This window comes from Flavobacterium sp. (assembly GCF_029945805.1).
Lineage (GTDB): Bacteria > Bacteroidota > Bacteroidia > Flavobacteriales > Flavobacteriaceae > Flavobacterium.
This window is the reverse complement of sequence record NZ_JAQSDH010000044.1, coordinates 153,581-168,397: the sequence shown is the minus strand read 5'-3', so window position 1 is coordinate 168,397 and position 14,817 is coordinate 153,581. Positions and strand designations below refer to the sequence as shown.

14 protein-coding genes are annotated in these 14,817 nt (G+C 30.7%); all 14 read left to right on the top strand.

The window, feature by feature from the left end; all coding sequences use genetic code 11:
• Positions 1-524: 524 nt before the first annotated feature.
• Positions 525-812, top strand: a complete 288-nt coding sequence (locus PSU83_RS12425) for a helix-turn-helix domain-containing protein (protein WP_300589820.1) — start codon at positions 525-527, stop codon at positions 810-812.
• A gap of 182 nt (positions 813-994) precedes the next feature.
• Positions 995-1,282, top strand: coding sequence for a hypothetical protein (locus PSU83_RS12420; protein WP_300589819.1), 288 nt, complete (start codon positions 995-997; stop codon positions 1,280-1,282).
• A gap of 9 nt (positions 1,283-1,291) precedes the next feature.
• Positions 1,292-1,948, top strand: a complete 657-nt coding sequence (locus tag PSU83_RS12415; RefSeq protein ID WP_300589817.1) for a hypothetical protein — start codon at positions 1,292-1,294, stop codon at positions 1,946-1,948.
• On the top strand, positions 1,948-2,709 hold the full coding sequence (locus tag PSU83_RS12410) for a hypothetical protein (protein WP_300589815.1): 762 nt from the start codon (positions 1,948-1,950) through the stop codon (positions 2,707-2,709). The genes PSU83_RS12415 and PSU83_RS12410 overlap by 1 nt, the downstream gene beginning before the upstream one ends.
• A gap of 101 nt (positions 2,710-2,810) precedes the next feature.
• Entirely contained in the window at positions 2,811-5,888 is a 3,078-nt protein-coding gene (locus tag PSU83_RS12405; protein WP_300589814.1) for a type I restriction endonuclease, read from the top strand.
• 2 nt (positions 5,889-5,890) lie between these two features.
• Positions 5,891-6,898 (top strand): RhuM family protein, encoded by a 1,008-nt coding sequence (gene rhuM / locus PSU83_RS12400; RefSeq protein ID WP_300589813.1) that lies wholly within the window; start codon positions 5,891-5,893, stop codon positions 6,896-6,898.
• Between the two features lie 12 nt (positions 6,899-6,910).
• Complete coding sequence (locus PSU83_RS12395; protein ID WP_300589811.1) at positions 6,911-7,744, top strand: GIY-YIG nuclease family protein; 834 nt, start codon at positions 6,911-6,913, stop codon at positions 7,742-7,744.
• A gap of 3 nt (positions 7,745-7,747) precedes the next feature.
• Positions 7,748-8,236, top strand: a complete 489-nt coding sequence (locus PSU83_RS12390) for a hypothetical protein (RefSeq protein ID WP_300589810.1) — start codon at positions 7,748-7,750, stop codon at positions 8,234-8,236.
• 9 nt (positions 8,237-8,245) lie between these two features.
• The gene (locus tag PSU83_RS12385; RefSeq protein ID WP_300589809.1) at positions 8,246-9,865 is read left to right on the top strand and encodes a class I SAM-dependent DNA methyltransferase; all 1,620 of its coding nucleotides are present in this window, start codon (positions 8,246-8,248) and stop codon (positions 9,863-9,865) included.
• The gene (locus PSU83_RS12380; RefSeq protein ID WP_300589808.1) at positions 9,862-11,073 is read left to right on the top strand and encodes a restriction endonuclease subunit S; all 1,212 of its coding nucleotides are present in this window, start codon (positions 9,862-9,864) and stop codon (positions 11,071-11,073) included. Before PSU83_RS12385 ends, PSU83_RS12380 begins: the two co-directional genes overlap by 4 nt.
• 4 nt (positions 11,074-11,077) lie before the next feature.
• Positions 11,078-11,407, top strand: coding sequence for a hypothetical protein (locus tag PSU83_RS12375; RefSeq protein WP_300589806.1), 330 nt, complete (start codon positions 11,078-11,080; stop codon positions 11,405-11,407).
• Between the two features lie 98 nt (positions 11,408-11,505).
• Positions 11,506-11,772, top strand: a complete 267-nt coding sequence (locus PSU83_RS12370) for a hypothetical protein (RefSeq protein WP_300589805.1) — start codon at positions 11,506-11,508, stop codon at positions 11,770-11,772.
• Between the two features lie 132 nt (positions 11,773-11,904).
• On the top strand, positions 11,905-13,812 hold the full coding sequence (locus tag PSU83_RS12365) for an AAA family ATPase (RefSeq protein WP_300589804.1): 1,908 nt from the start codon (positions 11,905-11,907) through the stop codon (positions 13,810-13,812).
• Positions 13,809-14,813, top strand: a complete 1,005-nt coding sequence (locus PSU83_RS12360; protein WP_300589803.1) for a hypothetical protein — start codon at positions 13,809-13,811, stop codon at positions 14,811-14,813. The genes PSU83_RS12365 and PSU83_RS12360 overlap by 4 nt, the downstream gene beginning before the upstream one ends.
• The last annotated feature ends 4 nt before the right edge of the window (positions 14,814-14,817 follow it).

Sequence of the window (14,817 nt, the reverse complement as noted above, 5' to 3'; positions counted from 1 at the left end):
TTAAAATTAAGATTTTATTCTTAACTCCAACTGGAAGCTAAATTAGTATATCCAATTCCATTAGATAAACCAAAAAAATTAAATTTTATTGGTAGAATTTTTTATCATTTGAGTGACTATTTAGTACTTCACTATAAAGAAAATGCTTTCCAATTTATAAAATCAAAGTTTTTAATTGGTGAACTGCATGTTACAGATAGTTTTAAAAATAATCACATGAAGCCTAATTATAATAAAAATGATGATCCAGAATTAGTTACAGTAGATGACTTTTTTGAAAAACAGAAGAAAATATACCTTAAAATCTAAAACGCAATAAATAATTATTAGATTTTTTATAGATTTAATTACAATATAAATAATTAACTTATTGTTAGTCAATATATTGATATGTATCTAGTATAAGAATATATTAGATATTTAATATTCTAAAATTTAGAAGTGCTTGTAGATTTACATAATCAAAAACAAGCAAATCGACCTAAGTGCACAAGGTTAGTTTGCATAATTTAAAATTTAAAATTATGAAACTAGTTATTACAACTCCAGAAATGTTAGAAGATATTGTAAGATCTTCTCCAGACTCCGCTATCCAAGAATTCTATTCGAAAAAAGAATTAGCAAAAACAAAAAAGAAACATTATACCATCAAAGAAACTGCCTTAGAATTAAAGGTAAGTACCTTAACTGTTAGAAATTATATTGACAGAGGAATATTGAAAGCTTTCAAGATTGGAAATCGAATTTTAATTACCAACGAAAGCTTAGAGAAAGCCATGAACGAAGTTAAATCTTCACGTTATAAAAGGTAATTCAATTAATTATCTTTAATTTAAACGTAAAACTAACGTATAATTTACGCACCATGGACAACTATTTTTATTTCTGCCAATATTGCGGCAAAGATTATATTCCCAAAAGGAGAAACTTTCAAAAGTATTGCAGTAACAGTTGCAGAACAAATGCATTTATCAAAAGAAGCAAAGGTTCCAACTTGTCACTACCTGTAGTAAATGAAAAAGCAATAAGTAAATCTGAACCAACTAAGATCGATAAAATGAGTTTATCTGGTGTAGGAAATTCTGTCGCAGGAATTGCAATTGTTAAAATTGCTGAAAGTTTACTCACTCCCGAAATTAACAAACCAGCGACTAAAGGAGATTTAAAGAAATTGGAAGATAAAATTGTAAATAGGTATTATCCTGTAAATAATTTAGCGATGAATAATTTTGGTCAAAAGCCTTATTTTGATGCTCATCAAAATCGTATAGTTTATTTTTAATTAAATATTATGGAAAATTTATCTATAAAAAATGGCTTTGTAAAGCTGCCGAGAGCCATTTTAGAATGGGAATGGTATGACCACCCTGATGTTTTTCGAGTGTATATACATTTACTGATCAAAGTAAATTATGCTCCCGCAAAGTGGCGTGGAATAGAGATACTAGTGGATGAACATATCACTTCAGTTAATAAACTAAGTAATGAACTAATGATGTCCGAATTTAAAATTCGTGAATCGTTATCTAAACTAGAAAAAACTGGAATTTTAAAAAAGACTTCCACAAACAAATTCACAAAGTTGAAGTTAATAAATTTAGGGTTTCACGATAAAAGTATAGATCCAAACCTCAAACAAATTCAACATCCAATAGCAGACCAGTCGCAAACAAATCGAAAACAAACCACAACAAACAATAATAATAAAGAAAAAAAAGAAATTGAAGAAAGAATAGAAATTTTTAAAAACAAAGTTTTAGAATTTTCAAATAATTATTCTTTAGAACATTTAAATTCATTTATTGATTATTGGACGGTTGAAAGTATTCAAACTGGGCGGCTGCGATTTGAAGAGGAAAATTACTGGAACATTCAAATCAAAGTGAAAAACTGGAAAACCTTTGGATCTAAAATTGAAAAACAAAAATTAACTAAAAATAGACCATAATGGAAACGAACAACAATGATTCCGTTTCAAATTATTTGGAAAACCTAGCTAAAAATTATTTATTGAGATCTAATTTAAATCGAATTGATCCGAAACGCTTTCCAATGTTTGAGAAAACACTGATTGCTCCTGACTTTTGGAAATTGTTTTTGATTGAATATGAAGTTCTAAATCAAAAAAGATTTATAATCACAATTGAATCAAAAAGATTTGTTTTTACTCTACTATATTACTTTTTACGAGAGCCAAATTTTACAAATTCACCATGTATATATAAAGTTGATAAATGTAATAATTCATTAGATAAAGGTTTGCTAATCGTGGGAGGTTTTGGAGTAGGTAAAACAACGATTTTTAGAACAATAGTTTCGTTGATTAAAAAATTGAGTTTGAATTTTGATGGATGCCCAGTTAGAATGCATAACACTGCTGATATAGTTGAAGAATTTGAGAGCAGTTTGAATAATTTCAAAAGCGAAACTATAACTAAATATAGTAAGAGTTTTAGAATTTTCGATGATGTTAAAAATGAAAGAGTAGCATCAAATTTTGGGAAAGTCGATTTATTCAAAGAGATTCTTTATCAACGCTGCGAAAGTAAAAACTTTAGAACTTTAATTTTATGTAATTATGATTCTGATTACCCGAATGACATGAGTTCAGCAATAGAAAGCTTTGATCGTTACGGTGATAGAAATTACGACCGATTATTTGAAGCATTTAATTTTATTGAGTTTAAAGGAATGAGCAATAGAATGTAGTTAAATAAAATTGTTAAAGTCAATTTATTTCAATAGGTTTGGTAAGTTAACTAAGACTATTCTTTATTTATGAAAGAATAAAATAATAAGTAACTAATCTCATGCACTTCAACGAAGACTCTCGCGTAAAAATTCCAACTATACTTCATTTGATGCGTTTAGGATATACCTATCTTTCGTTGAAAGACGCTAAATGGGATGAGTCAACCAATATATTTACGGATATCTTTAATGAAAGTATTCAACAATTAAATCCTGAATTAAGTTCTAACGATATTTCACGTTTTTACAATGAAGTAGCTTTGACTTTAGAAAATGAAGATTTGGGAAAAGCATTTTATGAAAAACTTACAGACCAATCTGGAATTCGTTTACTTGACTTTGAAAATTTCGATAATAATTCATTTCATGTAGTAACGGAACTCAAGTATAAAAAAGATGACGATGAATTTCGGCCAGACGTAATCTTATTAATCAATGGAATGCCTTTGGTTTTTATAGAAGTTAAGAAACCAAATAATCTTGACGGAATTCAAGCCGAGCACAAGCGCATTGAAACTCGCTTTAAAAATAAAAAATTCCGTCAGTTTGTGAATATTACGCAATTGATGGTATTTTCTAATAATATGGAATATGATTCTGAATCAACATCTATATTGCAAGGCGCTTTTTATGCAACCGCACCCTATCAAAAACCTAGTTTTAATTTTTTTAGAGAAGAAGCTACTTTCGATTTACATCAATTGCTTTCTTCCGTAGATGATGAAACAGAAACAACTGTTTTAAAAGATAATAATTTAGTTGGAATTAAATACTCAGCTGAATTTATTACCAATAAAAACCCAACTTCTTCTCCAACCAATAGAATTTGTACTTCTTTATTACAAAGAGAGCGCTTGCAATTTGTATTGCAATACGGAATCGCTTATGTAAAAAGTAATTCAGGATTGCAGAAGCACATCATGCGTTATCCGCAACTGTTTGCCACCAAAGCCATTGCAAGTAAACTTGATGATGGAATAAAAAAAGGTATTATCTGGCATACGCAAGGAAGCGGAAAAACGGCCTTAGCCTATTATAACGTAAAATACTTGACAAATTATTTTCAACAGAAAAATATCATTCCAAAATTCTATTTTATTGTGGATCGTATTGATCTATTAATTCAATCAGCTAAAGAATTCAAAAGTAGAGGTTTGGTAGTGCATGAAATTAGTAGCAGAGAAGCTTTTGCAAAGGATATTAAATCAATTAGCGTAATTCATAACCATTCTGGTAAAGCAGAAATTACGGTTGTAAACATTCAAAAATTTCAAGACGATCCCGATGTGGTTCGCAATACCGATTATAATTTAAACATTCAACGTGTTTACTTTTTAGATGAAGTACATCGAAGTTATAATCCAAAAGGAAGTTTTTTAGCCAATCTAAATGAATCCGATCCTAACGCGATAAAAATTGGTTTGACAGGAACGCCACTTTTAGGAACCGATTACAATTCAAAATCATTATTTGGAGGTTATTTTCATAAATACTATTACAATTCGTCTATTGCTGACGGTTATACCTTGCGATTGATTCGGGAAGAAATCGAAACCAATTACCAACTTACTTTAAAAGCAGCTTTAGAAGAAATTGATATTCTAAAAGGCAACGGTGATAAAAAACTGGTTTATGCACACCACAAGTTTGTAGAACCAATGTTGGATTATATTGTTCAAGATTTTGAAAAAGCTCGAATTGCAATGAATGATAATTCTATAGGTGCAATGGTAGTTTGTGATTCTTCTGAACAGGCGAAAATGTTATTTGAAATTTTTCAATCTAAATATGCTTGCAATACTACTAGTGAAAATGGTTTGCTCATGGCAGCCGAACCACCAGAAAGTTATGGCAATAAAAAGAAAACAGAAAGTAAAGTAACAACTGCTGCTGTAATTTTACATGATATTGGAACTAAAGACGAACGTAAAAACCAAATCGATCAATTTAAAGATGGTAACATCGATTTATTGTTTGTTTTCAATATGTTATTGACTGGTTTTGATGCGCCACGATTGAAAAAACTATACATAGGTAGAGTGATTAAATCACATAACTTATTGCAAACGTTAACGCGTGTCAACCGAACATACAAAGATTTTAAATACGGTTATGTAGTTGATTTTGCTGATATTCAAAAAGAGTTTGATAAAACCAATCAAGACTATTTCAACGAATTGCAAGCGGAACTGGGTGATGAAATGGAACATTATTCCAACCTCTTCAAATCGAAAGAAGAAATCAATGCCGAGATTCAGGAAATAAAAGAAGTTTTATTTCATTTTAATACTCAAAATGCTGAAATCTTTTCGCAACAGATTACTCAAATTCAAGATCGAAATGTGATGTTGCAAATAGCAAAAGCGTTAAATAATGCCAAGAGTTTATATAATCTTATTCGTTTGTCTGGGAATTATGATTTGTTAGATAAATTGGATTTTCATAAACTAACTAAATTATCAACGGAAGCTAATAATCATCTAGCATTAATTAATACCAAAGAAGCCTTAGAGAGTAATGTAGATACTTCAAATTTGTTGAATATTGCACTAGAAGACGTGTTGTTTGCTTTTGTAAAAGTCAAAGAAGAAGAAATGGTTTTAGCTGACCAATTGAAAACTACCTTGCAAAAAACACGTGAAATGTTGGCAAGCAATTTCGATCAAAAAGATCTTGTTTTTATTTCGTTAAAAGAAGAATTGGAACGGTTGTTCAAAAAGAAAAATTTGAGTGAAGTTACCAAAGAAGAAATGGAAGCCAATATTTCTGCACTTGAAAAAATTTACCAAGAAGCGAAAGAGTTGGAACGTAAAAATCAATTGCTGCGTGCCAAATATGATAATGACGAAAAATACGCTCGTTTACACAAACGATTGATGGAAAAAGATCCACTAACCGATAGCGAAAGTAAACTTTTTGAAGCCTTGCAAGGATTGAAAAGAGAAGTTGATTTACAAATATTACAAAACTCAAAAATGTTAGAAAACGAGAGTTTTGTGGATAGAATGATGATGCGATTGGTAATTGATCAATTTAAGAATAAAAACAACATTCCGCTTGATGCTGCCACAACCAAACGAATTAACGGAATGATTGTAAAAGAATATATGAATGAATTTTATGGTAGAGTAGCATAATTATGGACACAGGAGAAATACTTATTTATCAAAACCCAGAAGGCAATATCAAAATTGATGTTCGCCTTGAAGAAGAAACTGTTTGGCTTACCCAAGCGCAAATGGCTTTGTTGTTTGGTAAAGCAAGAACCACAATAACAGAACACATTCAAAACATTTTTAAAGAAGGTGAATTAGATGAAAAAGTGGTATGTCGGGATTTCCGACTAACCAGTGCACACGGAGCAATACCTGATAAAAGTCAAGAAAGTAATGTAAAGTTATACAACCTCGACGTAATAATTTCAGTTGGTTATCGAGTAAAATCACTACAAGGAACTCAGTTTAGAATTTGGGCAACGCAAAGATTGAGAGAGTACATTGTAAAAGGATTTGCATTGAATGATGACCGATTCAAGTCGGGAACTTCTATGAATTATTTTAACGAATTGCAACAACGCATTCGTGAAATTCGACTGTCTGAAAAATTCTTCTATCAGAAAATCAAAGACATTTATACAACGAGTATTGACTATGATCCGAAGGATGTAAAAACAATTGAATTCTTCAAAATCGTACAAAATAAATTGCTTTGGGCTATTTCTCAAAATACTGCAGCCGAATTAGTATATCGCAGAGTTGATGCCTCATTACCACTTTTGGGAATGCAATCGTATGATAAAAAAGATACTAAATCAATTGCAAAGAATGAAGTCAGCATTGCTAAAAACTATCTCAATGAAGACGAAATGAAACTTTTGGGTTTACTTGTCGAACAATATTTAGCCTTTGCAGAAACCATGGCGCAACAACAAACGCCAATGTATATGAAAGATTGGACGGCACGATTAGACAGTATTTTGCAACTCAACGGAAGAGAATTGCTTACGCATGCAGGACAAATTTCACATCAAATGGCGTTAGATAAATCAAGTGATGAATTTCAAAAATATAAAAGCGTTTTAAAAACCAATGAAATCGAACAGAGTTTAAAAGAAATCGAAGCCGATATTAAAAAATTAAAGAAATAATAAGAATTAATTATGAAAGGTAGTACATCATTCAGCTCAGAAACTCTTGAAGTACTCAGACTGTTAGTTAAAAAATACAGTCAAGCAAATAGCGCAGCTGATCAAAAGGCTGTCAGAGTATTGATGCGAAAGCTTAATTTTTATGTATCCGATTTTGGAATAACAAGTATTACACCAAGTGTGTTTGAAGGTTTACTTGACAAAGGCTTTATTACTTGTAATGATAGTACTTCCTTAAGAAGAAAATTTGTTGTTCCTGTAGTTAAAAAAGAAACAACATCAACTATAACTAAAAACAGAAGTACAGGTTTAAAGGATACTGTTGAAAAACAATTAATTCATGGCGTTTTCAAAAAAGCAGAATTAATTACTAATTCAGTACCTGATCAAACAGGTTTTTATTGTATTAAGTTAATCAAAGGTTCTAAGTTGCCACCAAAATATCAAATGCATTTAAATCAAAGAGAACATCTAATTATTTACATTGGTAAAGCAGAAGGACAAACTTTAAAAAAACGATTTCTAGGACAAGAACTTAGAGCAAAAGGGCATGGTACTTTTTTTAGAAGTATTGGTGCCGTTTTAGGTTTTTTGCCTGAATTAGGTTCGTTAAAAGATGCTTTAAATAAAAATAATTATAAATTTAAAGTGCATGATGAACAAAAAATAATCCAATGGATTAATCGAAATCTTGAAGTTAATTGCTTAGTTTTTCAAGGCGATTTTTCAGTTGAATCTCAGTGGATAAAAAAACATTGTCCCTTGTTAAACGATACTCACAATCCGTTAAAGTTACAAGAGTTAAGAACAGATAAAGCGCATTGCAGAAAAATAGCAACACAATAAATCATGAAAACAAAACATCCATTTTATAAAATATCCATCTCCTACTTTAATTTAAATGAGAGTACTGAAGATAAAAGACACACTGAAAAAGTAATTATTTTCAAAGAAGATATACCGATAGAGTCGCGTAAAAAAGCAATTGATCATTTTCGTTCTCTTGAAGATGTTTTTATTCAAGCTAAAAAAAATGGAAATGTACTGACTACAATAACTGAAATTTTGGACAAACCAGTAACAGCTGAAATTATACCTTCACTAAACCTATATATATGTGAAAATGATAATTCTGATGATGATTTGGTTTTGTTTGGTTCTTTGCTTGAAACTTTAGAGGAAAGACTAATTGAGCTTGCAGATGAAAGCCTGTTATACCATGAAAATAATATAGATAACGAAGGATTCGATTTGATTACTGATTCTGAAGGTACAGTATATACCATTTTAAAAAATAGTTTGTTTAAAGACGAAGATAATAACATAATAAATAAATAATATAGTCGAATGACCACTACATTACAATTTGAAAAGCAAACCAAAACCTTAATCGACGACCTAAAAAGCGTTTGTGCCAATTACGGTTTGGGAAATGACGGAAACGAATTCAAGATTATCACCCAAGTATTTCTATACAAATTCCTGAACGACAAATTTGTTCATGAAGTAAAACAAATAGATTCAAAAATCGCTAACTCTAAAAATTGGGAAGAAACTCTTTCTAAATACAGTGCCGACGATTACGAAATGTTGTTAATGCAACTAAGCGAAAGCACGGCACGATTACAAACCAACCAATTCATCTCTAGTTTATTTGAACGTCAAAACGAACCTAAGTTTGCTGATATTTTTGATAACACGCTTTTAGACATTGCCAAAGAAAACAGCGACATCTTTTCGGTATTGACCGAAGGTGGCGAAAAGATTGTGTTGTTTGAAAACATCAGTAAGTATGTAACCGACAAACGCGATGAGTTTTGCAAAGCCATCATCAACAAATTAATCAACTTTAGTTTTGAAAATATCTTTCACGAAAAGTTTGATTTTTATGCTACGATTTTCGAATATTTAATCAAAGATTACAACACCAATAGTGGCGGAAAATATGCCGAATATTTCACACCTCATGCGGTTGCCAAAATTATGGCGCGTTGCTTGGTGCACGAAAACGTGACCAATGTAACCTGTTACGATCCTTCGGCTGGCTCGGGAACTTTGTTGATGAACTTGGCACACCAAATTGGTGAAGATAAATGTACGGTGTATTCACAAGACATTTCGCAAAAATCGTCTAACTTGTTGCGATTGAATTTGATTTTGAACGATTTGGTGCATTCGATTCCCAATATTGTAAAAGGAAATACCATACTCGAACCGTATCACAAAGACAATAACGGACGTTTGCAACAGTTTGATTATATCGTTTCCAATCCACCATTTAAATTGGATTTCTCCGATTTTAGTGCCGATTTAGACAGTAAAGAAAACCATGACCGCTTTTTTGCAGGAATTCCTAATATTCCGAAAGCCAAAAAAGAAAGCATGGCGATTTACTTGCTGTTTTTGCAACACATTATGTACACGCTAAAACCCAACGGAAAAGCAGCAATCGTTGTACCAACAGGTTTTATAACCGCACAAAGTGGCATTGATAGAAAAATTAGAGAACGTATGGTAGAAAGCAAAATGTTAGCAGGTGTCGTAAGTATGCCGAGTAATATTTTTGCTACGACTGGAACCAACGTTTCTATTTTGTTTTTAGACAAGCAAAACAAAGGCGATGTGGTTTTGATTGATGCTTCAAATTTAGGAACTACCGTAAAAGACGGCAAGAACCAAAAAACGGTGTTAAGCCACGATGAAGAAGACAAAATTATTGACACGTTTAATACCAAAACAGCTATAGATGATTTCTCGGTAGTAGTAAGCTATGATGAGATTAAAGCCAAAAACTACAGCTTGAGTGCAGGACAATATTTTGAAGTAAAAATTGAATATACAGATATTTCTGCTGCGGAATTTGATGCTAAAATGAAAAGTTTTACTTCTAATTTAGATGTTCTTTTTGCTGAAAGTAAAACGTTGGAATTGGAAATTCAGAATAATTTGAAAAGTATTAAAATATGAAAGAATACTTTTTAGAAGAATTACTTCAAATTAAAAATGGTCGAGATCATAAACATTTACCAGATGGAGAAATTCCTATTTATGGAAGTGGAGGTATTATGCGTTATGGAAATCAGTCAATTTATAATGAAGAAAGCATTCTATTACCAAGAAAAGGAACTTTAAGTAATATTCAATTTGTAAATGAACCTTTTTGGACAGTTGATACAATTTACTATTCAATCGTAAATAAAGAAAAAGCCAACCCACTATACTTATATCATTATTTAAAACAATTAGATTTAAGTTATTTAAATTCTGGAACTGGAGTTCCTAGTATGACTTTTGGAGCATATTATGGTGTGAAAGTAAATTTACCATCATTACATATTCAACAAAAAATCGCCAAAGTTCTTTCTGATTTAGATGCCAAAATCGAGCTCAACAACAAAATCAACAACGAGTTAGAAGCAATGGCAAAAACGCTTTATGATTATTGGTTTGTGCAGTTTGATTTTCCAGATGCAGATGGTAAACCTTACAAAACCAGTGGTGGTAAAATGGTTTGGAATGAAGAGTTGAAAAGAGAAATTCCTGAAGGGTGGGAAGTGAAAGAGTTAAAAAGAATTGCAAAAAATATTATGGGTCAATCTCCAAAGGGTGAATCTTATAATAAAGAAGGAATTGGAACCCCTTTATTAAATGGACCTGCGGATTATGAAAATAGTTCTTTACTTGGTAGAACTTATACAACTGAACCTACAAGACTTTGTAAAAAAGATGATATGGTTTTATGTATCAGAGCAACAATTGGAAACTTAACTTATGCAGAAAAGGAATTTTGTTTAGGACGAGGTGTTGCAGCAGTTAGACCAAATGAAAAAAGATTATCTGAATATTTGTTTTACTGTCTAATTCAAGAGATTGAAAGGTTTAAAAGACAAGCAACAGGAAGTATTATTGTTGGAATTACAAAAGATGACTTAACAGATTCAAAATGCTTGATTCCTAATGGGAATCTCATAGATAAATTTCACGAAATTGCAAATCCAATTTTTACAAAGCAAAGAATAAACAAGATAGAAAATCTAAAACTTTCGTCGTTACGTGATTGGTTATTGCCTATGTTGATGAATGGGCAGGTTAGGGTTGGTAATAATACAGAATATAAACAAGAAGACGACATTTTAAGAATGGCTGCAGAGCCTAATGCTCACTATAAAAAATAATACTATGCAAGTGTATAATAGAAGTGCCATAACAGTACGACCCAAACAACCATTTGTAGATTGGATTAATGCGTTAACTCCAGAATCGCCTTTGACCATGGATAAGTTTCAAGTATCGAACACCTATTTAACCAATCCCGATTTTGACAATCCCGACAAACACATCAAAAAATACTTTATAGAAATCTTTGAAGAACAACTAGAAGGCATGTGGACGGATGAAAATGATTGGCCTCAAACTATTGATTTTACTACTTTTTGTGAATGGTTTCATTACGAAATTAGTGATTGGGTGCAAGATTTAAGTAAGAAGAAATTGAAAAGCGATTTCTAATTGCCAATGTTGATGAATGGTCAGGTTAGAGTTGGTGAGGTTGAGGAATTGGGTATGGTTGCGGAGGAAAGAGAAAGTTACGGTAAATAAAATAAGAAATGAAAAATCAAGAGTATAAAGAAATTATAGTTGAGAGTTTTATAATTAATAATTCATCTGGTAAGCATGGTTTAATTCACATTAGACCTTTACCAAATCAATTTCCATTTGAAGAGCACATGCTTGTTGAATGTTCTAAAGTTTTGATTACTGATTTTCCTGTAGGAACGAAATTTAGTATTAAAGCAAAAATTACATCAAGAGAAGGAGGTAAAGAATTTATTTACAGTCATTATTCTTGGAGTTATAAAGTTTTAAAGGAATAAAAAAACATACTGTTTTCATAATATTTCAACACCAACTTTTGTCTTTTCGCGATTGGTTGTAACCAATGTTAATGAATGGTCAGGTTAGGGTTGGAGATGATGAGGAAGAGAAAATTATAAAAAGAAGTAGTTATGGAATTGCTATATTTGAAGATATTTGACACTAAAACCAATTATAATTTGGCATTTGCCAATAAAGATCTCAATTTTGGTGGCAGGCATTATTTCAGCTTTGATGAAAAATCAGGAAAAATAAAATATTCGGAAAACGAAAATTATAATCAACATTTATATGGTGAAAACACATTCGTAACAGGATTGATAGGAAGCAATGGTGTCGGGAAAACTACTTTTTTAAAATTTCTACAATACTTGATTGCAAAACTTGAGGATTTTGAGAAAAATCATCCTTATCAATATTTTGATAGTTGGGAATGGATGGCTATTGTAAATACTAAAGATGGCCTTGCAATAACTTATGGACAAGAATATAAAACTTTACCTGATGAATTTGAAAGGGAGTTTGATCCGATGAACTTCTCTCCGTTTATATTTGAGCCAATTTCTTTTGACAACTTGATTATAGAAAAAAATATCGGTTTATCAAGTTCCATTTTTTACTCTCCTCACATTGATTGGGAAGAACCAAATTTTGATTCTCCAGATTATATAAATGTTAGCTCCGATTTCATTCTTTACCAAGAAAATAGCGATAAAGAAGAGAATAATCAAAATGTTTCTCAAGTAATAAATTTCAGAAAAAGTGAAATTAAAAGACAAATTGCTTTTATGCAATTTGCAGAATCAAAGCAAAATGAGAATATTCAATTTTATAAATCATTCAATCGGGAAAAAATCAGTATCGAGTTTAATCAGTTTGTAAAGAAATTTGACTCCGAGCCCAGGTATATTGACTTTGAGGATGTCGAGTTATATAAAAACATAGATGAACAATTTCTAAAATATAGCAATGATTTAAATTACAGACTTAGAAGAAAAAAAAGCGGAACTGATGAAGAATTAGCTAAACTTTGGTTTTACAAAAGGTTATTTGAAATTTTATTTTATAACGTAGAATATAGAGGAGAAGCAGAAATTGATACTTCAAATTTCAGGGTTAAAATCACTAACAATTTTGAATTAGGTGATAGTGTCTATGAAACGTTAAGATTATTTTTAAGAAATCTTATTATTATCGAGGAAGGTGAAAATTTGAAACTTTTATTTATTTTAGATAAGGTCGAGGCAATTTTCGAAACAAATTTCGAATATGCTGAGGATAACAGAAGTTTTACTTGTCCTTTAGATGCTGCAAAGATGTTAATGACTCTTGAAAATCAAATATTAAATCTACTACCTTATAATTCAAAACTTCCTCTCTTTGTATTTGATTGGCAAGGTATGAGTACGGGTGAAAAAGCGTATTTAAACTTATTTTCAAGATTGCATCATGGCATTAACTTAATGTATAGTCATCCTAAAATTAAAGAGTCAAAAAAAATATATTTCCTAATTGACGAGCCTTCTACAGGTTTTCATCCTCAATGGCAAAAAGAATATTTAAGTAAATTACTTTCTTTTTTAGAAATAAGATATGAGGGCGAAAAACATTTAATTATTTCTTCTCACTCGCCTTTCTTAGTAAGTGATTTACAAAAAGAAGACGTTATTGCCTTATCGATTAAAAACAAGCTAAACTCTACTGCTGATAACACCTTTGGAGCTAATATCCATGAATTGCTAGCGGATAATTTCTTTTTACAAGATGGCTTTATGGGAGATTTTGCCAAAAACAAAATACAAGACCTAATTAAATATTTAAACTTTAATACTGAAGACCCAGAAACTGAAAAGAATATAAAGCCAAATGAAAATTGGTCTGAGGACTCTGCTTTAAAACTTATTTTAATTGTTGGAGAGCCACTCATTAAAGAAAGACTTTTAGAACTATTTGAAAAAAAATCTCCTTCTAAAATTAGAGAAGTAATTTATGCTCAGATAGATGAATTAAACAGAAAGTTAAAAAATATCGAAAAATGAGAAGGATATTAGTTGATATTGATTTAGAAAAAAAAGTTGCTCTATACTATACCAATTTGTTTAGCGGGCGAAATGCTAATTTCGTTAAACCATTAGATGGACTTAAAAATTTGTACAATAAGTTAGGAAAAATAAAACACAAAAAACACCGCGAATATATTGATACAATTATTACTAAATACGAGGATATTATTAAAGCAGATTCCACTAAAACGAAAGACTTAATCAAACTATTTGATAAGATTGGTGGTGGTGTTATATTGGATCAAAAAATAAATAAAAGTAAAGAAAAATTTTGGGAGCAAATTGTAAAAGCAATGAGATATGAGGATTTAAGATCTTCTGAGTTTCATCATTACATTGAAGCTTCCGGTATAAAGTCTTGTGTTTATTGCAACTCTCAGTTATGCGTGGTTGTTGACTTTACATATTATGATAAAAAGGAAAAGAAACTAAGGCCTAAGAGAATGTCAAAATTTGAATTAGATCATTATTATCCAAAATCAAAGTATCCATTTCTTTGTACATCGTTTTACAATCTTTACCCTGTTTGCGGAAATTGCAATAAAGCAAAAAGTAATAGTCCATTAGATTTTGAACTCTATACAGACGATAACAGTAAATTAGAAATATTTAAATTTTGGCTTGATAACAATTCAATACTAAATTACTGGATTACCTTAAATTTTAAAAACTTGAAAGTGCATTTTGAAAGTGTTGATGGTGATTTTGATTTTTTGAATTATTACAAAAAGATGTTTGCAATTCAAGGAATATATGATACACAAATTGATATAGCTGAGGAATTAGTCCATAAAGCTAAAGTTTATAGTTTAGCTTATAACAAAAGTTTAGTGGATAATTTCAAACTCTTATTCCCAGACAAATCAATTTTAGAAAGACTTATTGTTGGAAATTATGCAAGCGCGTCAGAAATTCATAAAAGACCAATGGCAAAATATTCCCAAGATATCGCTAGGCAATTAAAACTTATTAAGTAATACA